Origin of the sequence: Serratia sp. JSRIV006 (genome assembly GCF_019968685.1) — a bacterium.
In the GTDB taxonomy this organism is placed as follows: Bacteria; Pseudomonadota; Gammaproteobacteria; order Enterobacterales; family Enterobacteriaceae; genus Chania; species Chania fonticola_B.
The window spans coordinates 3,124,327-3,149,130 of sequence record NZ_CP074137.1 but is presented as its reverse complement, the minus strand read 5'-3'; the positions used below and the strand labels follow the sequence as shown (position 1 = coordinate 3,149,130).

Below are 24,804 nucleotides of genomic sequence, written 5' to 3'. Positions count from 1 at the left end.
GTTTATCCCCCAAAAAGGCGTTTCAGGAAGCCCTTTTTCTCTTCTTCGATGAAGCGGAACGGGCGTTCTTCCCCTAACAGGCGGTGAACGGTATCGTCATAGGCCTTACCGGCATCGGACTCACTATCAAGAATAACAGGTTCACCCTGGTTAGAGGCACGTAATACCGACTGATCTTCCGGGATCACGCCAAGCAGCGGGATACGCAGGATTTCCAGCACGTCTTCCATGCTCAACATGTCGCCACGGCTGACGCGGCCTGGGTTGTAACGGGTTAGCAGCAGATGTTCCTTGATCGGGGATTCCCCTCTCTCGGCACGGCGCGATTTGGAAGCCAGAATGCCCAGGATACGGTCGGAGTCACGTACTGAAGACACTTCCGGGTTGGTGGTGATGATGGCTTCATCGGCAAAGTACAGCGCCATCAAGGCACCGGATTCGATCCCTGCGGGTGAGTCGCAAACCACAAACTCGAAGGCCATCTCGTCGAGATCGCTGAGTATTTTTTCCACGCCTTCACGGGTCAGGGCGTCTTTGTCACGGGTTTGCGAAGCGGGCAGAATGTAGAGGTTGTCGGTGCGCTTGTCTTTGATTAACGCCTGGTTCAGCGTGGCGTCACCTTGGATAACGTTCACGAAATCGTAAACGACCCGGCGTTCACACCCCATGATGAGGTCAAGATTACGCAGACCGATATCAAAGTCGATCACCACGGTTTTCTTGCCTTTCTGGGCCAAGCCGGTCGCAATGGCCGCACTTGATGTGGTCTTGCCAACGCCCCCTTTACCCGATGTAACAACAATAATGCGTGCCATGAAATGGATTCCTTGTCAAAAGGGCTTAATTTAAAGGTTGTATGGTTAAAGCATTATCCAACAGGCTGAGCCTTGCTGCCTGCCCGAGGTACTCGGACGGGATCTGATCGCTCAACCAGTACTGCCCTGCGATAGAGACTAGCTCAGCACCCAGGTGCGTGCAAAAAATCTGACACTGGGTATCGCCAGAGGCGCCAGCCAGTGCGCGGCCACGCATGCTACCGTAAATATGAATATTGCCGTCGGCAATCAGTTCTGCACCGGCGCTGACGCTGCTGGTGACGATCAAATCGCTGTTACGGGCGTAAATCTGTTGGCCTGAACGGACTGGAGTACTGATGATGCGCGTTTTGGCTGGGGCATTATCAGGGACCGGCGCAATCACCGGAGCCTGCGGGGCCGCCTTCTGGCCTTTGCCTTCATTGAGCAGTGGCAAACCGGCGCGGGCGATGGACCGCTTCTGCCGCTCATCTTTGCAACCGCTGATGCCGACCACGCGCAGCCCAGCCGCAGTGACCGCCCGTTGAATTTCTTTCCAGTCTGCGTCGCCGTTAAGCGTAGCAACATTAATAACAACAGGGGCATTTTTGAGAAAAGCGGGCGCTTGTTCCACCTTTTCTTGCAGTGCCTGGCGTATTACCTCGGGTTCGCAATTATGTAAATGAACCACCGATAGGGTAAAACTGCTGCCTTTTAGCTCAATTGGCGATTGTGACATCTATCCTGACTCAGTCTCAGCAACTTAAATCCCCGGAATACCACTCGGGGTGCGATATTCCGAAGTACTATAAGCATGTTATAGTCAGAGTTATATCCAGGCAAGACGCTGCCTCAATTAAATAGAGTTTTAAAAATGTTTTGTGTCATCTATAGAAGCGCCAAGCGCGATCAGACTTATCTTTATGTCGAAAAAAAAGACGATTTCTCTCGGGTGCCGGAAGATCTGATGAAAAGTTTTGGCACTCCGCAGTATGCCATGATGCTGTCGCTCGACGGGCGTAAGAAATTGGCCTCAGCGGATATCGAGAAGGTGAAAGAAGCCCTAAAACAGGAAGGGTTTTATCTGCAGTTCCCACCTCCGGTGGAAAACCTATTAAACCTTCATTTGTCTGACGCCAAAAAATAACCGGGCGTCGATTTTCAACCCTGTGTTAACGCCAGCTTTTAAGCATCATCTGCATCTGGCGGCAGGTCGTCACGGGTAGGGAAAATCATGAAGAAGATGTCGATGATGCTAACGCTGGCCCTTTTAGCTGGCTGCGTTAAACCGGTGGGGGCGGCTCCTGTGGCAGCGCCTGTTGCACAGCCTGCCGGGAGTACGCTGGCCGAAACCGGGCGTGATCCCGCGGAGTTCCCGGCCTATGTGGAACAACTGAAGCGGCGGGCCATCAAGCAGGGTATCCCAGCGGCTACCGTTGGGGCTGCCTTTGCCAACGCGCATTTTGTCGATAGGGTGATTAATGCCGATCGCAATCAGTTGGAAAAGAAAATCACGCTGGATGATTACCTCAGCCGGGTGCTGCCTGCTTGGAAAATCCAGCGGGGCCGCGAGATGCGCCAGCAATATCAGCCACGGTTGGCGCGAGTGACTGCGCGCTATGGCGTCCCGGAGCAATATATTGTCGCGCTATGGGGTATGGAAAGCGCCTTTGGCAAGATACAGGGTAAGGAAGACGTTGTTTCTGCCCTGGCGACGCTGGCGTTTGAAGGCCGGCGCGAAACGTTCTTTACCAAACAGCTGATGGCGGCCTTAAAGATTATTGACCAGGGCCACGTTGATGCGGGCAACCTGAAGGGATCCTGGGCGGGAGCGATGGGGCAGAGCCAGTTTATGCCAACCTCGTTTTTGACCTATGCCGCAGATGGGGATGACGACGGTAAAATCGATATCTGGAATAATCTCGACGATGTGTTTGCCTCTACCGCCAACTACCTGGCTACCGAAGGCTGGCAACCTGGGGTTGGTTGGGGCCGTGAAGTCAAACTGCCCGCGCAATTCAACGCTGAACAACTAGGGTTGAAAGACTCCCAGGGGCATAGCGAAGAGCAGTGGGCGGCCAAAGGGGTGGTGTTAGCAGAGGGTTCACCCTTGCCAGTCTCTGGCCTGCGTAGTTGGGTGATCGCTCCAGATGATATGCAAGGACGCACATTCTTGGTTTATGATAACTTCCGTACTCTCATGCATTGGAATCGTTCGTATTATTTCGCGATCAGCGTGGGAATGATGGCCGACGGTATCGGTCAATAGGTCGGTAACTACCCGGTGCCTGGAATGGCACCCCGTATGTATCATGGGCTGAGGTTATCTGGCCCCTACACTGTGGTTGGAGAGGCGGTATGTATCAACATAGAGACTGGCAAGGAGCGTTGCTTGATTTCCCGGTAAGCAAAGTGGTTTGCGTGGGCAGCAACTACAGCGATCATATCAAGGAGATGGGGAGTGCAACTCCGCCTGAGCCGGTGTTGTTTATCAAACCTGAAACGGCATTGTGTGATATTCGTCAACCGGTAGCAATCCCCAAGGGGCTGGGGTCGATTCATCATGAAGTCGAGTTGGCGGTGTTGATTGGTACCCCGTTGAAGCAGGCTAATGAAGATCGCGTGGCCCGTGCCATTGCGGGCTATGGCGTGGCGCTGGACTTGACCTTGCGCGATCTGCAGGCCGGGTTCAAGAAGGCGGGTCAACCTTGGGAAAAAGCCAAGGCATTTGATGGCTCCTGCCCGATCTCCGGTTTTATTCCGGTGGCTGAATTTGGCGATCCGCAAAATGCCGAGTTGTCTTTGTCGATCAATGACGAACTGCGCCAGCAGGGCAATACCCGCGATATGATCAATCCCATTTTGCCGCTGATCGCCTATATGAGCCGTTTCTTCACGCTGCGTGCGGGCGACATCATTCTGACCGGGACTCCTCAAGGGGTCGGGCCAATGGTTTCTGGCGATATGCTGAAAATCTCGCTTAACGGTAAGACCCTCAGCACCCGAGTGATTTAATCCCGCTTTATTTTTCTGCCTGCCGGGCCTTCCGGGTGTTGCAGGCAGAAACCTCTTTGGTCACTTACACTGTTATTATCCACGTTGGATGTCATTGCGGCAGGCTGGGGCAGCCGGGGAAACGTTTCCTTTTGCGCTGAGTGTCTATATAGTGTGCCCCCTTGAACCTGCTTGCAGGTGATTTGTTCATTTACCTATTTTCGGAAGTCGATATGTCACAACTCCCTTTTTGGCAACAGAAGACGCTGGACGAAATGTCTGAGGCAGAGTGGGAATCGCTGTGCGACGGATGTGGGCAATGCTGTTTGAACAAGCTGATCGATGAAGATACCGATGAGATTTACTTCACCAACGTGGCCTGCGATCAGCTCAATATCAAATCCTGCCAGTGCCGCAACTACGAGCGCCGCTTTGAGCTGGAAGAAGACTGCATCAAGCTGACGCGCGAAAACCTCACCACGTTCGACTGGCTACCGCCAACCTGCGCCTATCGCCTGATCGGCGAGGGCAAACCCTTGTTCGACTGGCACCCGTTGGTCAGCGGATCAAAAGCGGCAATGCACGGTGAGCGTATTACCGTACGTCATATCGCGGTGCGTGAAAGCGAAGTCGTGGATTGGCAGGACCATATCCTCAACAAACCTAGCTGGGCCAGGTAACAGGATGATATTGAAAGGGATTTCTATCACTTAAAAGATGCTTGGGGCATCTGTGGGGCATTGCTCGTAAAGTTTGCGTTTAAAATGCTCAGTTGGTCCTGGTTATTGTCGCTCATCCACTTCCCGTAGACAGTATAAACCATCTGTGCAGAAGAGTGGCCCATTTGCGCCGCGACGAAGTTTGGATTCACCCCGGCGCTTAATGCCCAGCATGCGTATGTATGCCGTGATTCGTACGCTTTGCGGTGTCGTATTCCTGCTCTCTTTAAAATGAAGTTCCAGGTAGAGCCAAAAGAGCCAGGGCCATACCAGTCTCCACCTTTTCCATTCCGCGCAGTCAGCCTTGGCACAAACACAAAAGTGCATTCATCAATGCGGGTTCTACCAAACTCGCGTAGATGGACGCTGACCTTGTGCTGCTTGCCGAGCCTTGTGTATGCCATCTAGCTCTTTAGCGCCTGAATGGCCGCGTCAGTAAGGTTTATTGTCCTAATGCCGCTGTCAGTTTTTGGCGGAGTGAAGTGGCCTTTCATCGCGATGTTTCGGCTTATTGTGATCGTCCAATTCTTTGTATCGATATCCTCCCATGCAAGTGCGCTTATCTCGCCATGCCTCATCCCTGTATTCACGGCTAGTACCCATAGGTTTCTAATCTGCTCAGACGGAACCGCATCAAGCAGCCTGCGGTACTCATCGCGGGTAACCCACCGCAGAAAGGCTTCATTCGCGACGAGTACGACGCTGTACGCGATGATTACTTCCAGCGGCGCGAAGCCAGGATCGCTGCGGAGAAGGCCAAGCGCGAAGCGGTCAGAGGCTAGCCCACTCAGGTGGGCTTTTGTTGGGAGCGGCTAGACTTGCTGATTTGCGTTGGGGGCACTTACCATGTTGCGCTAGCGATCGATAGGCAAAACCGTTTTGTTCAAAATAAAAGCAAATGATACTGTTTATATATACAGTATTTTTTGCTGTTCAAATTTACAGTAAGGACAAATTGCATTTCTACTCTAAAATCAATCTCATAATGACGCCGATTTAGGGACGATTAGATGCAAGCGGCAATCGAAGTTCTAAGCCAGGCTAGCTTTAAATCTATACTTGGGCGGCCAGCAGAGGGGCAGATGGCGTTAACATATCTATGCCTTGTTGATTGGCCTGATGGAAAAGAGCGGCAGTCGTATGTGAAGATTTTTGAACGTGAAAAAGGGATCGGGATATTTAATGAGATACTCGGTTACCTATTGACAAAATCTTCTGATCTCCCGGTGCCACCAAAGGCTGGGATTCTTATTCTGCCAGAAGGAATCCTTAAGATGCTAGGGGTTCCTGTGTCTCCCATCGCTTTTGTGACTTCTAAAGTTGCTGGTAACTCACCTAGTAGCTATCACAACATCGGCGATATGGTCAGTTATGAAAGCTTACGATCCATCTTGGATGGATGGGGGCATTTGCATAAGACGATTGCATTCGATGAGTGGGTGGCAAATCAGGACAGGAATCTTGGAAACTTGATTATCGACTCAAATGGTCAGGTTACGTTAATCGATCATAGCAATATACCTGTAGGATTGCTTTGGCAACCGGTTGATTTATATGTTGATATTGAACCAGTGAATAAACTTGAACTAGCTTTGCGTTCTGAACCCACGCTACCTCAAAAAATGGGTATAGTTGACGGAGCAAGTGGTCAAGACCAGGCGCTGGGCGTCGCTCTAGACGAGATATTGTTCTGGAGTGATAAGTTGCTTGATAAAAATGCTAAAGAGGCTTTGGTTTTGTTCTTATCACAAAGGGCTATCTTTTCCAGGGCAAGGTTAAGCAAAAGGCTTGGTGTATTGGCGGGGGTCGCATGATTAATTTTGATTCAATATTGAATGAGTATGCCCACAAGCCTGTAGTCATGGGTGAGTGGTGTACGATTCAGTGGAACCCTGATGTTGCCACGGGTGAGCGGCTGAACATTGGCGTTTGCTTTCGAGATAGTTCAGGTGCGTCCTTCGTGCAAACCTTAGAATATTTCGAACGGATTGCATGTCTATACTCGCTAGGAATGGTGTTTCACCTAAGACTTGCCTGTGAGTTAGCTAAAGAGGTTGTGCTTTCTGGTGGCGCATTCACTGCTAATCCATGTGGTAGCATTAGCTTCAGTAATAACGGCTATGCTCAAGGGGACTCAGTTGATGAAATAATGTCATCTTTATTTGCAAATGTAGTCCCCCTGGCCGTGAAGGTAGTCAAAAAGAAAGAAAAAGTTTTTTCTCCAGTGAGTAGAGATCGACTGTATAACATCATGGATGGCTATCTAAAGCAGCATCTTGAATATGCAGAATATTTTGAGATGAGAGATCCATCGCCCTTAAAGAGGGTGAGCTTGGGTAACCAGACTCAACCAATCTATCTACCATATAAATCGAATCGTTCTTTGGGGACGCTTGCTTCGGCTGCATATGCAGACGAGAACGTAGCAAAATGCCATCTGTATGATGCACAAAGAGATATATCCTTGGCATTGAATAGTTATGGTGAATTTAAAAACGGAGTGATTTTCATCCTGTCGCCCAATAATGACTTAAAAATTGAAAAGCGAGATCAGGTTGATTTGGAAATTGACAAGTTTTGCTGGTACCTAAAAACGCAGGCTATAGGAACAGAAGTCGATAGCGATCCTGAATCTTTGTCAGATAGAGCGATCCAGTGGTATCGAAGACATGCTGCGTAAGTAGAAACCCGCCTCCCGGTGGGTTTTTTTACTATCTGGCTAGTGTATCTGTCGAATCATCTGCTTTTGCACCGGCATCTTGTTGAACTCCGTTAACCGGGTTTTTGCTTCCCATTGCCGTCACCTTTGATAACATCTACCAATTACTTACCTATGGGAATGGGATATGAGGAAGCTATTGGCTATTGGCGTAATGACCAGCGTGGTGATGCTTTTGGGATGTGGCGAGGAAACCGCATCGGATAAGGTGATGAAATTTATAGAAACAAAAGATACAGGGTTGCTCTCGAAATCAAAGACATCGATGTGTACTGCTGAGTGGTTAAAGAGCGCTCACTTTTTTGATGAGAATACATTACCGACCACCAACGATTACTATCAGGTCAGTAAATATTTATATGGTAAAATAAAGTATAGCATTGTTTCTGAAAGAAAAGTTGGTGACTCATACATTGTTACTGTCAAATTGACGTACCCTAAAGCAATTGGAGATGCCAAAGCATTCATTTGGGCCGAAAGCGAATATGCAGATGAGCGAGATAAAAAAAATTTAGATAATCTCAAGGCATTATATGAGCGTGGTGGGTTGAAAGATTTGGAGTACGAGGAAGATGCTGGTGAGTGGATAGTTCTGAATGATGGAATCGATCCAAAACTATCCGAAGGTGCAGTTAAAGCGTGTTCTGCATCGAAAAATTAGAGAAGTCTCGCTAAGTTAAGAGCCCACTCCATAGGTGGGCTGACCTGCGCTCAACGGTCGGCTAACTGCAATGACTCCCACCTGTCTCAAGCTTAAGGTGTCGCGGTATCAAAGGCAGCCTGTGCAGTAGCCTTATCGCACCACCAGGACCGAGGTTTTGGCATATCTGACGACCGATGACGCCGTTGTGCCAAGCAAGAAGGTAGTGATACTAGGCCTTCGCGAACCGACAACGATCAAATCGGCGTTGATCTCATCGGCAAAATTCAAAATCCGATCCCGTGGCGCGCCGATCTCTACCGAACAGTGCACTCGGCCTTCCGGAATATCAAAAGCAGTAACGGCTTTCTTTAACTCCGCCAGTGCAATCTGTATCCGCTCATCATCGCTGGGCAGCAACCGCTCGGGGTGCGATAGCCCATATTCATAATAAGAGAGCATAGGGGAGAGGACGGCGAAAAAATGGATATGCGGGTAATCGATGTTTGCCAGTGAATTAATCGTGGGAATGACTTTCTGTGTTAACTCGATTTCAGCCAAATCAATGGGCGCTAATATAGTCTTGTACATACAACCTCCATAATGAGTAGGTGATGTGCATACTACTGCGTGATTAATATACCAAATTTGCTGCCCAAATGGGGTGACACAGATCGAAGTTATGGCCGATCCAGCGAATAACCCGCGGATCGGCTGAAAAGACAGGCTTTCTATATCAATGGCTTGTGTAACAACGCTTGCAAGACGTTCAGCGGCGCATGCTGCGGGGTTTTCATGGCGCTCACCGGTAAAATAAAGGTCTGTTCCAGCATATACTGCCCGGCCATGGCGGCATGGGGAGTTTGATCGGAAAAACAGATCCAGCTGCTTCCTGGGGGGAATTCAACCGCCTGCTGGGGGCCGCTTTCCTGATAGTCTTTATCTGCCTTCATCGCATCATGCATTTGCAGCATCAGATGATCGTAGTGACTACGGCGCGTTTTGGTAATACCCACTTTATCCTGCAACCAACTGGCAAAGGGCGAATAACGCTTCAGGCGTGGCAGAAAACGTTGCGCCAGCTCAGGGAACGGCTCCCCGACGCGCCACTGGCGGCTTTCACCATGAGGGTTGATATTGGTGAAGATGCGTAAAATACGATTGCCATAATTGGGGCGCGAAGGGAACGCATCGACATGCAGGCGGCGGTCGTCCTTGCGCCATGAAGTCGAGGCTGTCCATGCAGAGATCGGGTGCAGACGCAGGCTATTGGTGGGCATTTGCACTGCGTGCCGATATTCGGGCAGGACGGAATTGATCAAATGCTGGCAGGCTTGATAGTGCCGAGCCATTAATTTATGTACCGCTTCGCGTTTGGCCTCAAGGGCAACCCCTGTCAGCTTTTGCTGTTCAGGCTGATAGCTAATATTCTTGCGTTTGGGATCGACCAACTCTGGAGTGAGTAAGGTTTTTTCCGCGTCGGTCAGATTAAAGGCCAGATGAGGGAAATAGAGTACCTTGCCGCTTTCCAACTCGGCTACGGCATCCAAAGTAGCAGAATAGGTGGCATTCCAGTCTAAATAGGGCAGCGTCGTGATGGCCGATTGCGGATTGATTTTATTTTCTAACATAGTGATCCCTTGCTCAAAATACTCTGTCTATCTTTTTGGCTGCGACTGTTCAGTGTTTGAGCGCCTGCTGCCCTGGTAGACGTAGGCGTTTTATCATGTAGAGCATAGCCGAAATCGTGTGCTAACCGGGCGGTCAGGTTAAACAAAAGTTAAACGAGAGAGGAAATAAATCAGGGTGGATGAGGGGAGTGGCTTATATATGTCATCATTTTATTAGTACCCGCCCTAAAGTATTAATACGGTGAATGAAAAACGGCCAATCAGTGATTAAGTGTAGCCAATATATCTGTGCTTGAAAGGGATGAATTACCAAAGGTTGGACGGTATATCAGCGGGGAATCGCAACAAAACTTAATGTTATGTAAATTACGACGTAATCGCCTGGTGTACGCTTCTTTTTAAACAAAATCTTAGGTAGCTTGTCGGCACCTCCGCCTATGATGAGAATGTGATGATGAAGATGGTACGCCTGTTTGCCGTGGCCGGAGTACTGATCGTGCTCGTGTATTACTTTACCCATACTTGATGTTGCTTACCCACCACACACGATGCCATTGATTATCCAAACGGCCGCAGCATGCAGCGGCCCTACTCGGTAAGCCTGGTGATAGGGTGTCATTAGCAACAAAAAACGGCGCCCTTAGGCGCCGTTTTTGCGATGTTCTAGCGTTAGCGGCCAAACAGATCGCGTTTACGTTGGCGGACAAATTGGCTGAGCAGAACCACAATCCCGATCAGCAAATAGGCAGCAAAAATCCCCACCAACCATTGTGGCATTTCCAACGACAGGAACTGCCACTGACGCACCGAGCAGTCACCGGACGCGTGGAACACCGCTGGCGCCCATTTGTCTAGTGGCAGCCAGGAAGGGAAGCTGACAAAGAAATCACAGGTATTAAACGGCGATGGATGCAGTTGGATCATAGTGTGTTTCCAGGCTAACTGCAGGCCTTCCCAGGCGCTGTATATCCACAACAGGATCGCCACATAGCGTAGCGGCGACTTCGGTGCCAATGCACCAAGCAGCGACGCTCCCAAAATCCCGAATAGCGCGACGCGTTCGTAGATACACATTACGCAAGGCTGTAACAGCATCACGTGCTGAAAATAGAGGGCGGCCAACTCCAGTACCAATGCAGTCAGAGCCAACAACAGCCAAGCACCGCGCCCCTGCGAGCAGCGGTTAAAGAATTGCAACATATCTATATTCTTCCATGCAGTAAGCAATTGAACCGGCAGTGTAAACCAATTCATCCCCGCTGCCAGCTATCTAACGACGATTCAGTGAAAAATATCGTCGTTTGCGGGGACGGTTATGGCGGCTAATGTGCAGCGATTGGGGCCGTTGCGTCAAGCGGTAGCGGCATTAGCCACTGCCATTGGGTAAACAGGTCCGTTACCGGTGCCAGAGTATGCTGCACACACAGCAGGCCAACCAGGGTCAGCACCACCGTGTAAGGCAATGCCATCCAGACCATGCGGCCATAAGACAGACGTACCAACGGTGCCAGAGCAGAGGTCAGCAGGAACAGGAAAGCAGCCTGCCCGTTGGGTGTAGCTACCGAAGGCAGATTGGTGCCGGTATTAATCGCTACCGCCAACAGTTCGAACTGTTGCAGAGAAATTGCTCCTTCCGCCAATGCTGCCCGAGCTTCGTTAATGTAAACCGTCCCGACAAAAACGTTATCAGAAACGGAAGAGAGCAGACCGTTGAACAGATAAAACAGGGAAAGCTGTGAGCTCGGCGGTGCCTGTAGCACATAGTGGATCACTGGAGTAAACAGCTGCTGTTCAATGATCACTGCCACAACGGTGAAGAACACCGTCAGCAGCGCGGTAAAGGGCAGGGCTTCCTGGAAAGCCTTGCCGATCGCATGCTCATCGGTTACGCCGCACAGTGAGGTCGCCAAAATGATCACCGAGAGGCCAATCAGGCCCACTTCCGCCAGGTGGAAGGCCAAGGCAATCACCAACCAGAGGCCGATTAACGCCTGTACCACCAACTTCATCTTTTCCTGGCGGCTACGCTTGGCCGTTGCCTGGCGATCGAACTCTTTCAGTACGCTACGCACCTGATCCGGCAGTTTGGTGCCGTAGCCAAAAACTGCAAAACGTTCAACCAGCAGGCAAACCAACAGACCGCAAATAAACACCGGCAGCGTGACAGGGGTCATACGCAGGAAAAATTCGCCAAAGCCCCACCCGGCGCTTTTGGCGATGATCAGGTTCTGCGGCTCGCCTACCATGGTCATCACGCCCCCGAGAGCGGTGCCCACGCCGGCATGCATCAGCAGGCTGCGCAGAAAGCCACGGAACTGTTCCAGCGTCTGTTTATGGTCGGCATCTTCCAGGCGGCTATCGTCACTAATATCGGTCTTCTGATTGGAGGCGACGTTATGGTAGATAGAATAAAAACCTGTGCCGACGCTAATCACCACCGCTACCACGGTCAGGGCATCCAGGAAGGCAGAAAGCAGTGCCGCGGCAACGCAGAAGGACAGCGATAGCAGCATCTTTGAGCGGATGTTCAGGAGCAGTTTGGTAAATACAAACAGCAGCAACTGCTTCATAAAGTAGATGCCTGCCACCATAAACACCAGCAGCAATAACACCTCAAGATTACTGGCAATTTCCGCGCTGACGTGTGCGGGGCTGGTCATGCCGATCAACACTGCCTCAATGGCCAGTAGTCCACCGGGCTGTAACGGGTAGCATTTCAGCGCCATAGCCAGCGTAAAGATGAACTCGATAACCAGTAACCAGCCCGCCACGAAAGGGCTGACCAGGAAAAATACCAAGGGATTGATCACCAGAAAACTGATGATGGCCAGTTTGTACCAATCGGGGGACGCCCCGAGAAAGTTCTTTACCAATGCCGAGCGTATTGTCATATCCATGCTTGTTTTTGCGAAACCTCAAAGTGAGTTGGCTCGTCATACCCTAACAACGGCAGTGGGCCTGATGCAAATAAGGAAGTCCTAATAGACTGAAATTTCGGCGAAGTGGTTTTTTTCATCTTTTTGCCAGCTTATGCACACTTTCGTTTAATGTTTTTGGCTCGCGCTATGTGATGCCCCGGCGATCTGGTATGATCTGCCGATTACAATTACTGATTATCGTCGTTACGGAACATCAAACACATGGTTATAAAGGCGCAGAGTCCTGCCGGTTTCGCGGAAGAGTATATTATTGAAAGTATTTGGAATAACCGCTTCCCTCCCGGCTCTATTTTGCCCGCGGAACGTGAGCTTTCAGAACTGATTGGCGTCACGCGCACCACATTACGTGAGGTTCTGCAGCGACTGGCCCGTGATGGCTGGCTGACTATTCAGCACGGCAAACCGACCAAAGTGAACAATTTTTGGGAAACTTCCGGCCTTAATATTCTGGAAACCCTGGCCCGGCTCGATCACAACAGCGTACCGCAGCTGATTGATAATCTGCTGTCGGTGCGGACCAATATTGCCTCGATCTTTATCCGTGCGGCGGTGCGTAACCACCCGGAGCAGGCGCAGGAAGTGTTGGCGAAAGCGGCGCTGGTTGACGATCAGGCGGATGCTTTCAACCAGCTCGACTATGAAATTTTCCGTGGCTTGGCCTTTGCCTCGGGCAACCCGATTTACGGCCTGATCCTCAATGGGTTGAAAGGGCTGTATACCCGCGTTGGCCGTTATTACTTCTCCAACCCGGAAGCGCGCAAACTCGCACTGACCTTCTACAACAAGTTGTCGAGCCTGTGTCATGAGAAGATGTACGATCAGGTGATGGATTGCGTGCGTAATTACGGTAAAGAGAGCGGGGCTATTTGGCAGAGTATGCAGGGCACTATGCCAAGCGATCTGACCGAAGCGCGTCGTTAATTCGCGTCATACCCGTAATCAGTTAGTTGAAGGGGCGCTGCATGCGCCCCTTTGTCATATTGCAGCCTTATAACGCGTTGGGTCTTGGTGGGCATCGGTCCAGAAACTCAACGCTGCCATCTTCGTTTTGCTGCTCCAGAATAATGTCGAATCCCCACAGACGATGCAGATGCTTCATCACCTCACGGCGGCTTTTATCCAATGGCGCCCGGTCCTGCGGAATATAGCGCAGCGTTAATGAACGGTCGCCACGCAGATCCACATTCCAGACCTGAATATTGGGCTCGTGGTTACTCAGGTTGTACTGAGCCGACAGCTCCTGGCGTATCGCGCGGTAGCCCGCTTCGTTATGGATCGCTGAAATCTCCAGGTAATTATTGCGATCGTCATCCAGCACGGTAAACAAGCGGAAATCACGCATCACCTTCGGTGACAGGAACTGGCTGATAAAGCTCTCATCCTTGAAGTCACGCATGGCGAAGTGCAGGGTATCCAACCAGTCTTTGCCGGCGAAATCCGGGAACCAGTAGCGATCTTCCTCGGTCGGCGACTGGCAGATCCGTTTGATGTCCTGGAACATGGCAAAGCCAAGCGCGTACGGGTTGATGCCGCTGTAGTATTGGCTATTGTAAGGTGGCTGGTAGACCACATTGGTATGGCTGTGCAAGAACTCGAGCATAAAGCGATCCGTCACGCGCCCTTCGTCGTACAGGTGGTTAAGGATGCTGTAGTGCCAGAAGGTGGCCCAGCCCTCGTTCATCACCTGCGTCTGTTTTTGCGGGTAGAAATACTGGCTTACCTTACGCACGATGCGCAGTACTTCACGCTGCCAGGATTCCAGCAACGGGGCGTTTTTCTCCATAAAGTAGAGAATGTTTTCCTGCGGCTCCCGCGGAAAACGCACGGCCTGTTCCGGCAGGGCTTCGCGATCGACTCGCGGCAAGGTTTTCCACAGCGAGTTGACCTGGCTTTGCAGATACTCCTCACGGCTCTTTTGGCGGGCTTTTTCTTCCACCAGCGAGATTTTTTGTGGCCGTTTGTAGCGATCGACCCCGTAATTCATCAGCGCATGGCAGGAGTCCAACAGCTTTTCTACCTCTTCCACGCCATAGCGTTCCTCACACTCGCTGATGTAATGGCGGGCAAACAGCAGATAATCGACAATCGAACTGGCGTCGGTCCAACTGCGGAATAGATAGTTATTTTTGAAAAACGAGTTGTGCCCATAGCAGGCATGAGCCATAACCAGTGCCTGCATGGTGATGGTGTTTTCTTCCATCAGATAGGCAATACACGGGTTGGAGTTGATCACGATCTCATAGGCCAACCCCTGCTGGCCATGCTTATAGCGCTGCTCGGTTTCGATGAACTTTTTACCGAATGACCAGTGGGTATAGTTGATCGGCATCCCGACGCTGGAATAGGCATCCATCATCTGCTCGGAGGTAATGACCTCGATCTGATGCGGATAGGTGTCGAGCCGGTAATGTTTGGCAACCCGGTCGATCTGTTCCAGATACACCTGCAACAGGTCGAATGTCCAGTCCGGTCCATCGCTCAGACGTTTATCTTCCTTAACCTTTTTCTGTGTCGAAGTAGTCATCAGCGCACCCTCGTTATGAACGGCGTCGGCTCTTTTGGCAGACCCTTTAACAATGATAGTCCAAGTCGTAATAAATCGTTTGAAATCATCCGTGCTGAGTACTGATAACCACTTGCGGTTGCTACGCGTAAACCAGCTTTGCGGCCTGTGGTGGCACTCAACCAGGCATTCGAACCGCGAGGCAGAGGAAACTGATGCCCAATGGGGGTGGTTGGAATTATTAACCTGCAATATTTAATTAAACAGATTTATATTCCAAATTGGGTGGGTTGTCATTCCCGGTGCCACTGGCGATTTTCGCTGATGTGTTTGGGGGCCGAATAGCCTGTTTTATCGGCAAAATGCGCTTTAACAGTATCTTATCGTTATTTTATGTCCGCTATTGCCAAAGCCGGGCGCATCAACGATAAAATAATTGTGAATATTGTCACGATTAATAAACGATTTGTTGAGTAGTTTTTTCCACTGAGTTAATTTCCTGTTATTGGTAGATTGTGCTTTATCGATCCTTGGGCTGGAGTCAGCGATGAGAGTGGTTATTTTAGGTAGCGGAGTGGTAGGGGTTGCCAGTGCCTGGTACTTGGCAAAAGCGGGTCATGAGGTGACGGTGATCGATCGTCAACCCGGGCCAGCCTTGGAAACCAGTGCGGCCAATGCCGGGCAAATATCTCCGGGTTACGCCGCACCTTGGGCAGCTCCTGGGGTACCGTTGAAGGCGATTAAATGGATGTTCCAGCGTCACGCGCCGTTGGCAGTCCGCCTCGACGGCAGCAGTTTCCAACTGCGCTGGATGTGGCAGATGCTGAAAAACTGCGATACTGCCCACTATATGACTAACAAAGGCCGTATGGTGCGTCTGGCGGAATACAGCCGTGACTGCATTAAAGCCCTGCGCCAGGAAACCGGCATCCAGTACGAAGGCCGTCAAGGCGGCACGCTGCAACTGTTCCGCACCCAGCAGCAGTTTGACAGCGCTGCCAAGGACATTGCCGTGCTGGAGGATGCCGGGGTGCCTTACAAACTGCTGGAGGCCAGCCAGTTGGCGACGGTCGAACCGGCGTTGTCGCAGGTTGCTCACAAGCTTACCGGCGGATTACAGCTGCCGAATGATGAAACCGGGGACTGCCAACTGTTCACCCAGCAGTTGGCCAAGCTGGCGCAGCAGGCCGGAGTCAACTTCCTGTTTAACCGCAACGTTGAACGCTTGCTGGTGGAAGGAGATAAAATTACCGGCGTGCAGTGTGATGGTGAAATCATGACTGCCGATAGCTATGTTGTGGCGTTCGGTGCCTATTCTACCGCACTACTGCGCGATCTGGTGTCCATTCCGGTTTATCCGTTGAAAGGTTACTCATTAACCATCCCGATAACCGATGAAGCGGCAGCGCCGTTCTCTACCGTGCTGGACGAAACCTATAAAATTGCCATTACTCGCTTCGATAAGCGCATCCGCGTGGGCGGTATGGCGGAGATTGTTGGCTTCAATACCCAGTTGGAGCAGAAGCGGCGTGAAACGCTGGAAATGGTGGTACGCGATCTGTACCCGAACGGTGGGCGAGTTGAAGAGGCCACATTCTGGACGGGGCTGCGCCCGATGACGCCAGATGGCACGCCGATTGTGGGGCGCACCTCGCTGAAAAATCTCTATTTGAATACCGGCCATGGCACCTTGGGTTGGACGATGGCCTGCGGCTCCGGCCAGTTGCTTGCCGACTTGATCTCTGGGGTTACCCCGGCCATTGCTTCAGACGATCTGGCGGTGGCGCGTTACCGCGCAGACTTTCGGCAGGGGCCTGTTGTTCCATTGAATGACGTGCACCCGGCACGCTGAAACCCAATCTGATAGGAGAGCCCATGCCTCGCCCGATTACCGCTACGCTGCATTTGGCCGCGTTGACCAATAACCTGCAGGTAGTTCGTCGTTTTGCACCCTCGGCTAAAATCTGGGCCGTGGTTAAGGCCAACGCTTATGGCCATGGTTTGCAGCACGTCTGGCGCAGCCTGGCCGAGAATAGCGATGGTTTTGCCTTGCTCGATCTGAACGAGGCAGTGTTACTACGCGAATCTGGCTGGCAGGGGCCGATTCTGTTGCTGGAGGGCTTTTTCCAGCCATCAGACCTTATGCTGATCGATCGTTACCGGTTAACCACGGCGGTGAACAGCGACTGGCAACTACAGGCGATTGCCGAAGCGCGTTTACAGGCCCCTTTGGATGTTTATCTCAAGTTGAACAGTGGGATGAACCGCCTAGGGTTTGCCCCGGAGCGGTTGCACAGTGCTTGGTTAACTGCAAAGGAGTTGCACAATATTGGTTCGATAACGCTGATGAGCCACTTTGCCACCGCCGACGGTGCTGAAGGCGTAACGGCACAGATGGCCGTGATTGACCGCGCCACTGCTGCGATTGATCTGCCGCGTTGTCTGGCCAACTCGGCGGCCACCTTGTGGCACCCGCAGACGCAGGCGGAATGGGTGAGGCCGGGGGTTATACTTTATGGCGCATCACCCAGCGGCAACTGGCAGGACATCGCCGACACTGGTTTGCAACCGGCGATGACGCTGAGCAGCAAAATCATTGGCATCCAACAGCTGCAAGCGGGAGACCGTGTGGGGTATGGCTGGCGTTATGCCGCTGGTGGGGCGCAGCGTATCGGCGTCGTGGCCTGTGGTTATGCGGACGGCTACCCTCGCCATGCGCCCACCGGCACTCCGGTCTGGGTGGACGGTGTTCTGACACATACCGTAGGTTCGGTTTCCATGGATATGATGACGGTGGATCTGACACCGTGCCCGCATGCAACCATTGGTACTGATGTCGAACTGTGGGGGAGGAAACTGCCGGTCGATGATGTGGCTGCCGCAGCCGGAACCTTGGGTTACGAGCTGCTGACAGCCTTGGCGGCACGGGTGCCTATTGTTATTGAGAAATAAGCTCAGCCGATTTTTTTCAACTGCCCTTTGATTTGCTTGCTGCGCTGCCGTGCGTGTAGCGCCAGCAGGCAACCTACCAACATCACCAACGCCAGCGACAGTTTCGGCTGCAGCGGCAACGCCATCGCGATCAGGCCCAGCGCGGCCCCTCCGGCCATCTGAATAAAACCTACCAGTGCTGAAGCCACGCCCGCTTCGTTAGAGTAAGGCTCCAACGCATAGCTGGTTGACGGCCCCATGACAAAAGCCAATCCGGCACAGGCGCAGGCCACGGGCAGGATATAAGCCAACCAATGGCTTTGTGCAGCTTCACCCAGTAGTGCCACCCCCAACACTAAAGCGAGACAGCCTAACCCCATCAGTATGCCGCCGGTCGCCAGGCAGAAAGGGCGGCCAATCTTGTGAATGATGCGGTTGGCGACAAAGCTGACCAGCATGATCCAGAAACCGTTGGCACCAAATACCAAAGAGAACTGCAGCGGTGATAGCCCGGCGGTGCCCATCAGCACGTTAGGTGCCAATGAAACATAAGTTAGCGCCATCCCCATCGCCCCGGCGTTGACCACTGCAAAGGAGATAAAACGGCGATCGCCAAGAATGCGCAGATACTGGCGTACCGGCAGCCCTTTGACGGCAACGGTAGTAGCGGGGCGGGTTTCCGGCAGGAAGAAGATGACCAGCAATAATACCACCGCGGCATAACCGACCAGGAACCAGAATGGGGCGCGCCAGCCGAAGGCTTCTGCCAACAAACCACCGAGCAGCGGGGCCAGTGCAGGAATGATATTCAGCGTGCCGTTGAGAAAACCGAAAGCGCGTGCGGCGTCATCGCCATTCATCCGATCGCGCACGCCACTGAATGCTACAACGGCGGTACAGCAAACGGCCACGCCTTGCATCAGGCGTGAAGCGACAAAGATATCTGCCGTTGTCGCCAGCGCAGCCATGGCTGCGCCCACCATATAAATCAGGATCCCGGCGATAGCCACAGGCTTACGACCGTAATTATCCACCAGCGGACCGGCGATCACCTGGCCAAGACCCAACACCAGAATAAACAGCGAAATGGTGGATTGGATCAAGGCTTCGCTGCTGTTAAGGCCCAGGGCAATGGCAGGAATGGTGGGCAGATAGAGATCGATTCCCAGAGGGCCGAGCAACACCAGGCTAAGCAGGAGAAAGAGAAATTTTTGCATAACAAAAATGGCACATCCGAATGACAAAGAGAACTAGAGTAGAGATCCCAACCGCAAATGGGAAGCGATAACGTATTGATGAAAGACAGGAAACCGTTTGCGCTTGATTTTACCTGGCGCGATCATTTTGCTGCGGGCTGGCGGTAATAAAGCGCTGAAATGGTATCTGCAACGTAGCGCGCCTGGTGTTTGGCATCATCCAGCGCCCGGTGTGGTGTGCCTTCAAACGGACGCTGTTTCTTGGGGTTGAAACCATGCAACTCTGCCAGCGTAATGATAGTGCGGGCGTCTTGGGTATCCCAGAACTTCCAGGGGCAGGGCATTGCCAACTGGTGGTAGGCATGTTCCAGGATCGAGCAGTCAAACTCTTTGCCATTGCCCCAGACTTTCACCGTATCGGTGCTGTGCATATGAATAAAACGGCTCAGGTTGGTCAAGACCCGCTTGAGACTTTCGCTGCCCCCGAAGGCCAGTTTACGAGCTTCGTCTGACTGTTTTGCCCACCAGGCCACGGTATCCAGGCTGATTGTCCGACCCGGTTGTTCCTGCTGGCTGTTCACTGCCGCTTCAAATTCTGCTCCTAACTCACCGGTCTTGGGGTTAAAAAACACCCCGGCAACCACCAGGATCACCGCGCTCGGGGTAATATCCAGCGTTTCAATATCTAGCATCAAATGGTTCATGGGGTCTCCAGGCTGAACAAGCTAGTGATGGTACTGCATACAGTCTGGCAGAATATCCAGTGACTTTGAAATAGGCGAAAACGGTCTGATCACGGTATGATGACTTTAGTCATGTTGCAGAGTTGGTAGCTAGCGTTGAGAACACTTATTTTTATTCTATGTATGATCGGCTATCTGCTGGTATTAGGCTATTTTGGCGTTTACGTTACCGATAAAATCTGCGAAAACGCGCAAAACTTAAGTAAACTCTGCCGCATGGTGGATATCTCTGAACCTCACATCCCACCGTCATCCGTCACCCCAGATAGTCGCGGGTGACTAATAGCGTCAATATCGCCGTTATCCCGATTAACACGGCCCATTGGCGCCATCCAAAGCGCGCCAACCATTCCTGTTGCACCTGGTTAGCGTTGAATTGCCTAACGGTTAGGGTACCAGCCAGTAACATTGTCATGACGACCCAAACCAGGCTCAGGCTGGCGGCGGAGAACTCAGTGTGCAAGATATTGGCGTAATACAGGCGCATGGACATAAAGTAGATCAGCAATACCCAGCTGAACCCTCTTCGTTTCTTCAGGATCTGGCTGAGCAGAAAAGCGATAAACAGGCTATGAGCCATGGAGATTAACGGTGATTCAAAGGGGTGGCGAACGCAAGTGTTGTATACCGCCAGATAGAGATTAAAGACCAGTAACGCATACACTGTATAAACATACCAGCCATAGACCACTTTCAGTCTTCTGGAGGGGGCTGAGATGGGATTTGCTGTTTGAGTCATGCACTCTCCTTGAGTTATCCAGATTTATAGCATTTAAAAGCTAAATGAAAACTAAACGGCTCAGGAGCATAACCTGCTGAGAAAAAGGTTTTTATCAATATGACGTACCAATCATAAGGCAATAAACCCGCCTGAAACGCCCAGCACCAGAGTGTATTTTGCTACTTGAATTCATTGATGGTAAAGATAATAATTATCATTGTTATTAGTATTTGTTATCTAACAACATCTGAGCACCGTGACTTCTGTTCGCCAAACTGGCCAGCGTTGCCAGCGCGGTTCGTTTTCGGTGCAATTTCAATAGATCCCATGGGGAATACAGGTATGCCTGCGTTTTTTCCTGCCAGTCGTTCTTATCTTTACTGCTCGTTAGCGATTTTCCTGCCACTGACCTCATTTGCTGAAGATACCCTCGTGGTAACGGCAAAACCCGCCGATACGGCGGAAACGGCAACGCATGGCTATGAGGCCAGCACCAGCCAGGGGGCCACTAAAACGGATCGGCCCCTGATACTCACTGCGCAATCCGTCTCCGTAGTAACACGCCAACAGATGAGCGACCAAGGGGCTTTGACGGTTAACGATGCGCTGAAATATACCCCAGGCGTATTCACTAACTTCTCTGGTGGCGCGACGCGTTACGATACTATCGCTCTGCGCGGTTTCCACGGTGGCGACGTCAATAACACCTTCCTGAACGGCCTACGACTGCTTAGCGACGGCGGCAGTTATAACGCTTTGCAGGTCGACCCTTGGTTCCTGGAACGCATTGACGTGATTAAGGGCCCGTCCTCCGTGATGTATGGGCAAAGCATCCCTGGTGGGTTGGTGGCGATGACCAGCAAACGGCCGCAGTTTGCCAGTGAAAACCACGTCAATGTGATGGCGGGTAACAACAATACCAAAGGCGGTGCATTTGATTCGACGGGGGCACTGAGCGATCGGTGGGCATACCGTTTGACCGGCATTACCCGCACCAGTGACACCATGTATGACCATCAGCGTGAAGAGCGCTATGCGATTTCGCCTTCGTTGCTGTGGCAACCGGATGAAAATACCTCATTATTGTTGCAGGCCAATCTGCAAAAAGATCCTTCCGGTGGCTACCACAGCGCGGTGCCGTCGGACGGCAGCATATATACCACCAGTGGGGACAAGCTGGGCCGGGGATTTTTTGACGGGGAAAGCAGCCGCAATGTGTTTAAACGTTGGCAGCAAATCTACAGTTATGACTTCTCGCATAGTTTTAACGACGTCTGGTCATTCCGTCAAAACGCCAGCTACACCCACTCCAACGTTGAGCTGGAGCAGGTTTACCAGATTGGCTGGAACGCCGACCGCAGCGAGTTGAACCGTTGGTACAGCGGCTCCAATACGTCGTTGGATGCTTATGCCGTGGATAACCAACTGGCGGCGGAGTTCGCGACGGGTGCGTTGGAACATAAGGTGATGCTGGGGCTGGATTATCAACGTTTTACCAATAACCTGTGGGAAGAGTCTGGTTCGGCCACGCCGTTGAACCCGTTCACCGGCGTTTCCGGCGGGCCAGATATCACTATTCTCAGCCATACCGATTCTAAACGGCGTTATGAGCAGACCGGCGTCTATCTGCAGGACGAAGTCAGCCTCTATAACTGGTATCTCAATCTTTCCGGGCGCGTTGACCGTTTGGAAACCAAGAATACCGTGCTGAATACCGATTCTACCGATGCCCGTACTGACGACCACTTTACGGGCCGAGCCTCTTTGCTGTACCACTTTGACAGCGGTTTCTCGCCGTATATGAGTTACAGCTCCGCGGTGACACCTGCGGTCCTGGCCGATAAAGAGGGGCATCTGCTCAAACCGACCACCAGCGAGCAATATGAGGCCGGGCTGAAGTATCAGCCTCCTGGTAGCAGCTCGATCTACAGCATTGCCCTCTACGATCTGACGCAGAATGACGTAGCCAACCGCGTGGTGAAGGACAGCTACTATGTGCCTGCCGGTAAGGTACATTCACAAGGGATTGAACTGGAGGCCCGTAGTCAGGTGAGCGAGCGCCTGAATATCATTGCCGGTTACAGCTACAACAAAGTGAAATTCAAAGACGCCGTTGACGGTAACGATGGCAATACGCCATACCTGGCGCCTAATCAGATGGCTTCTTTATGGGGGCAGTACAAGGCTGGGCTGGGTATCAATCTGGGGGCTGGCGTGCGTTATATTGGCAAACAGTGGGCGGATAATGAGAATACTCTGCGTATTCCTTCGGTCACGCTGCTGGATGCTTCGGTGCGCATGGATCTGGACAGCGTAAAACCGTCGTTGAAAGGGGCTTACGTGCAGCTGAACGCCAATAACCTGACGGACCGGGAATATGTTGCTGGCTGCTATGGCACTGGCTACTGCTATTGGGGAGCGGGGCGTTCAGTTATCGCTACCGTGGGGTATGACTTTTAACGGCTAAACCGTACTCATCCCGCTGAACGTTAGCGGGATGAGGTGCTAAAACAGCGAAAACAACAGCACAACGGGCAGGCTGAGTGGCCAGGTCAGGCCGATGATCAGCGCGCTAAGCAGGCGGATGGGGAGGGTATCGCGGCTGACCAGAAAAGTGACAATCATCGAAACCAACAGGCCAATAAAATAAACGTATTGCGTGACTTCCCACAGCGATAACATGAAAACCATCCCGGTAATTTTTACCGCTCATTTTAGGCGGCTCCCCGCAAGTAATCAATGTGTTAATGCGGTGTAAAAGGGTGGAGGGGGTGTCTTGTCGCACAGGTGAAAAAGCGCCTTATCGAAATTAATTATAAATAGCCCTTGCTAATAACTCTGGGTTATGAGTAAATAGCGTCATCGGTTTGAAGTACAGACCTTATGAAAGCAGTTTTAGTAAAGTAGTTCTCAGTATTAGCGATATCCGACAGATACCTCTTCTTCCGCGAATTTCCTTCTAGTGCCCCCATAAGTTTCCACTGAATTGCAGACCTCATTCGCCATTATGGCGGCCTAAAAAATAATGAAGGAAGTATCTATGTCTAATAAAATGACTGGTTTAGTAAAATGGTTTGACGCTGGTAAAGGTTTTGGTTTCATTTCTCCTGCTGATGGCAGCAAAGACGTGTTCGTACACTTCTCTGCAATCCAGGGTAATGATTACAAGACGCTTGATGAAGGCCAGCAGGTTGAATTCAGCATCGAAAATGGCGCCAAAGGCCCATCAGCAGTCAACGTTACAGCAATGTAATGTGACTCGGTAGTGTGGTTGAAACTTGCAATAGCGATGATGGTGTAGACCGGAGCAGACAAGCGATATCGACACTACCACATCAATCCCGGCCTGGTGCCGGGATTGAATATATCCTCCTAGCCATGAGGGTAGACAGAAAAGCCAATTTCACCAAAGTTTGCTTTTCTGTTGTGAAAAAGCCGTGCTTAGGCTGTGCAATGCTGGAGTGTTCGATGGACGCTTGCGCCGCATCATGACAGCCGGGAAAGCGACCGGCACTACTTTTAACCCTGGCGTTTACGCCGGGGTTTTTTACATCCAGTTTCCCCGCTCGAAAAATATTTTCAGATTACTGCATCCAATATTCTCGTTCACTACGTATATGGCTATGTGAGGACATCTTCCCACATCACCCTTCGAGGATATGACCATGAAAAAGCTTCTCTGTACTGCCCTGTGTTCATCACTGTTGTTCAGTAGCGTCTCAATGGCTGCCATGATGTCCGATACGGTAATGGTAGGTGGTGCCGCCATGTACCCCAGCAAAAATATTGTCGAGAATGCCCTTAATTCCAAAGATCACACCACGCTGGTTGCTGCGGTGAAGGCGGCTGGCCTGGTTGACACTCTGCAAGGCGCAGGTCCGTTTACGGTGTTTGCTCCGACTAATGAAGCCTTTGCCAAACTGCCTGCCGGGACGGTCGATACCTTGCTCAAACCTGAGAATAAGGCGGCGCTGACCGGCGTGTTGACCTACCATGTGGTTGCCGGCCGCTATGATATGAAACAGTTGGAGAAGAAAATCAAGGAAGGGCACGGCACGGCCGAGCTGAAAACGGTCAATGGCCAACCGCTGTGGATTATGAATAATGGCCCCCACAATATTCAGCTCAAAGATGGCCAAGGTCATATTGCCAACATCAGCACCTATGATGTCTATCAGAAAAATGGCGTGATCAACGTTATCGATAGCGTTCTGTTGCCAAAATAAATCCCGTCTATACTAGGTGTAGGCTGCCAAAAGGCTGCCCGCACCTTG

The 24,804-nt window shown here is 51.5% G+C and carries 24 protein-coding genes and 1 pseudogene; 13 read left to right on the top strand and 12 right to left on the bottom strand.

The genetic code is table 11. The annotated features are described in order from the left end of the window. Positions 1-2 precede the first annotated feature (2 nt). Entirely contained in the window at positions 3-815 is an 813-nt protein-coding gene (gene minD, locus KGP16_RS14565) for a septum site-determining protein MinD (protein ID WP_021806640.1), read from the bottom strand. 25 nt (positions 816-840) lie between these two features. Beyond that, the gene (gene minC / locus KGP16_RS14560) at positions 841-1,533 is read right to left on the bottom strand and encodes a septum site-determining protein MinC (protein WP_021806639.1); all 693 of its coding nucleotides are present in this window, start codon (positions 1,531-1,533) and stop codon (positions 841-843) included. Positions 1,534-1,668: 135 nt separating this feature from the next. Here minC and KGP16_RS14555 point away from each other — a divergent pair, with 135 nt between their 5' ends. The 4 genes from KGP16_RS14555 to KGP16_RS14540 all read left to right on the top strand — a co-directional run bounded on the left by KGP16_RS14555 (position 1,669) and on the right by KGP16_RS14540 (position 4,468). Then, the gene (locus tag KGP16_RS14555) at positions 1,669-1,941 is read left to right on the top strand and encodes a YcgL domain-containing protein (RefSeq protein WP_021181176.1); all 273 of its coding nucleotides are present in this window, start codon (positions 1,669-1,671) and stop codon (positions 1,939-1,941) included. Between the two features lie 87 nt (positions 1,942-2,028). Then, entirely contained in the window at positions 2,029-3,063 is a 1,035-nt protein-coding gene (locus KGP16_RS14550; protein ID WP_223499896.1) for a lytic transglycosylase domain-containing protein, read from the top strand. Positions 3,064-3,152: 89 nt separating this feature from the next. Further along, positions 3,153-3,809 (top strand): fumarylacetoacetate hydrolase family protein, encoded by a 657-nt coding sequence (locus KGP16_RS14545; RefSeq protein WP_021181178.1) that lies wholly within the window; start codon positions 3,153-3,155, stop codon positions 3,807-3,809. A 212-nt stretch (positions 3,810-4,021) separates the two neighbouring features. Then, on the top strand, positions 4,022-4,468 hold the full coding sequence (locus KGP16_RS14540; RefSeq protein ID WP_021181179.1) for a YcgN family cysteine cluster protein: 447 nt from the start codon (positions 4,022-4,024) through the stop codon (positions 4,466-4,468). A gap of 26 nt (positions 4,469-4,494) precedes the next feature. Here KGP16_RS14540 and KGP16_RS14535 read toward each other — a convergent pair. Beyond that, positions 4,495-5,172 (bottom strand): annotated as a pseudogene (locus KGP16_RS14535) (site-specific integrase); the annotation flags it as partial. A gap of 345 nt (positions 5,173-5,517) precedes the next feature. Between KGP16_RS14535 and KGP16_RS14530 the strand changes: the two are divergent. The 3 genes from KGP16_RS14530 to KGP16_RS14520 all read left to right on the top strand — a co-directional run bounded on the left by KGP16_RS14530 (position 5,518) and on the right by KGP16_RS14520 (position 7,887). Further along, on the top strand, positions 5,518-6,321 hold the full coding sequence (locus tag KGP16_RS14530) for a hypothetical protein (RefSeq protein WP_223499895.1): 804 nt from the start codon (positions 5,518-5,520) through the stop codon (positions 6,319-6,321). Beyond that, positions 6,318-7,187, top strand: coding sequence for a hypothetical protein (locus tag KGP16_RS14525; RefSeq protein WP_223499894.1), 870 nt, complete (start codon positions 6,318-6,320; stop codon positions 7,185-7,187). The genes KGP16_RS14530 and KGP16_RS14525 overlap by 4 nt, the downstream gene beginning before the upstream one ends. A gap of 166 nt (positions 7,188-7,353) precedes the next feature. Beyond that, positions 7,354-7,887 (top strand): hypothetical protein, encoded by a 534-nt coding sequence (locus KGP16_RS14520; protein WP_223499893.1) that lies wholly within the window; start codon positions 7,354-7,356, stop codon positions 7,885-7,887. Between the two features lie 132 nt (positions 7,888-8,019). On the opposite strand, the gene KGP16_RS14515 is transcribed toward KGP16_RS14520, so the two are convergent. From KGP16_RS14515 to nhaB, 4 genes are all read right to left on the bottom strand, one after another. Then, positions 8,020-8,457: a universal stress protein gene (locus KGP16_RS14515; RefSeq protein ID WP_094981347.1), complete on the bottom strand. Its 438-nt coding sequence runs from the start codon at positions 8,455-8,457 to the stop codon at positions 8,020-8,022. Between the two features lie 140 nt (positions 8,458-8,597). After that, positions 8,598-9,497 carry a Kdo hydroxylase family protein gene (locus KGP16_RS14510; RefSeq protein ID WP_021806635.1) on the bottom strand — a complete coding sequence of 300 codons (900 nt, stop codon included), beginning with the start codon at positions 9,495-9,497 and terminating at the stop codon, positions 8,598-8,600. Positions 9,498-10,166: 669 nt separating this feature from the next. Further along, positions 10,167-10,697 (bottom strand): disulfide bond formation protein DsbB, encoded by a 531-nt coding sequence (dsbB, locus tag KGP16_RS14505; protein ID WP_021181182.1) that lies wholly within the window; start codon positions 10,695-10,697, stop codon positions 10,167-10,169. A gap of 122 nt (positions 10,698-10,819) precedes the next feature. Further along, positions 10,820-12,394, bottom strand: a complete 1,575-nt coding sequence (nhaB, locus tag KGP16_RS14500) for a sodium/proton antiporter NhaB (protein ID WP_021806634.1) — start codon at positions 12,392-12,394, stop codon at positions 10,820-10,822. 243 nt (positions 12,395-12,637) lie between these two features. Here nhaB and fadR point away from each other — a divergent pair, with 243 nt between their 5' ends. Next, complete coding sequence (fadR, locus tag KGP16_RS14495) at positions 12,638-13,357, top strand: fatty acid metabolism transcriptional regulator FadR (protein WP_021181184.1); 720 nt, start codon at positions 12,638-12,640, stop codon at positions 13,355-13,357. 67 nt (positions 13,358-13,424) lie between these two features. Here the strand turns inward: fadR and KGP16_RS14490 are convergent, their stop codons facing one another. Beyond that, the gene (locus KGP16_RS14490) at positions 13,425-14,960 is read right to left on the bottom strand and encodes a SpoVR family protein (RefSeq protein WP_223499892.1); all 1,536 of its coding nucleotides are present in this window, start codon (positions 14,958-14,960) and stop codon (positions 13,425-13,427) included. A 526-nt stretch (positions 14,961-15,486) separates the two neighbouring features. On the opposite strand from KGP16_RS14490, the gene KGP16_RS14485 reads away from it, so the two are divergent. Together KGP16_RS14485 and dadX are read left to right on the top strand one after the other, a co-directional pair. Further along, a complete protein-coding gene (locus KGP16_RS14485) occupies positions 15,487-16,791 on the top strand; it encodes a D-amino acid dehydrogenase (RefSeq protein ID WP_021806631.1) in 1,305 nt (434 codons plus the stop codon). A 23-nt stretch (positions 16,792-16,814) separates the two neighbouring features. Continuing rightward, positions 16,815-17,891 carry a catabolic alanine racemase DadX gene (dadX, locus tag KGP16_RS14480; RefSeq protein ID WP_059200982.1) on the top strand — a complete coding sequence of 359 codons (1,077 nt, stop codon included), beginning with the start codon at positions 16,815-16,817 and terminating at the stop codon, positions 17,889-17,891. 2 nt (positions 17,892-17,893) lie between these two features. Here dadX and KGP16_RS14475 read toward each other — a convergent pair whose 3' ends face one another. The 3 genes from KGP16_RS14475 to KGP16_RS14465 all read right to left on the bottom strand — a co-directional run bounded on the left by KGP16_RS14475 (position 17,894) and on the right by KGP16_RS14465 (position 20,548). Next, positions 17,894-19,087, bottom strand: coding sequence for a multidrug effflux MFS transporter (locus KGP16_RS14475; RefSeq protein ID WP_021806629.1), 1,194 nt, complete (start codon positions 19,085-19,087; stop codon positions 17,894-17,896). A gap of 122 nt (positions 19,088-19,209) precedes the next feature. Further along, the gene (locus tag KGP16_RS14470) at positions 19,210-19,770 is read right to left on the bottom strand and encodes a 3'-5' exonuclease (RefSeq protein WP_021181189.1); all 561 of its coding nucleotides are present in this window, start codon (positions 19,768-19,770) and stop codon (positions 19,210-19,212) included. Between the two features lie 295 nt (positions 19,771-20,065). After that, positions 20,066-20,548 (bottom strand): hypothetical protein, encoded by a 483-nt coding sequence (locus tag KGP16_RS14465; protein ID WP_037375999.1) that lies wholly within the window; start codon positions 20,546-20,548, stop codon positions 20,066-20,068. A 324-nt stretch (positions 20,549-20,872) separates the two neighbouring features. Here KGP16_RS14465 and KGP16_RS14460 point away from each other — a divergent pair, with 324 nt between their 5' ends. Further along, entirely contained in the window at positions 20,873-22,990 is a 2,118-nt protein-coding gene (locus tag KGP16_RS14460) for a TonB-dependent siderophore receptor (RefSeq protein WP_218519267.1), read from the top strand. A gap of 45 nt (positions 22,991-23,035) precedes the next feature. Here the strand turns inward: KGP16_RS14460 and KGP16_RS14455 are convergent, their stop codons facing one another. Next, positions 23,036-23,212, bottom strand: a complete 177-nt coding sequence (locus KGP16_RS14455) for a GhoT/OrtT family toxin (RefSeq protein ID WP_021181193.1) — start codon at positions 23,210-23,212, stop codon at positions 23,036-23,038. Between the two features lie 358 nt (positions 23,213-23,570). Between KGP16_RS14455 and cspA the strand changes: the two genes are divergently transcribed. Both cspA and KGP16_RS14445 read left to right on the top strand, forming a co-directional pair. Then, positions 23,571-23,783, top strand: coding sequence for an RNA chaperone/antiterminator CspA (gene cspA, locus KGP16_RS14450; protein WP_024485401.1), 213 nt, complete (start codon positions 23,571-23,573; stop codon positions 23,781-23,783). Between the two features lie 412 nt (positions 23,784-24,195). Further along, the gene (locus tag KGP16_RS14445; RefSeq protein ID WP_021181194.1) at positions 24,196-24,756 is read left to right on the top strand and encodes a fasciclin domain-containing protein; all 561 of its coding nucleotides are present in this window, start codon (positions 24,196-24,198) and stop codon (positions 24,754-24,756) included. Positions 24,757-24,804 lie beyond the last annotated feature (48 nt).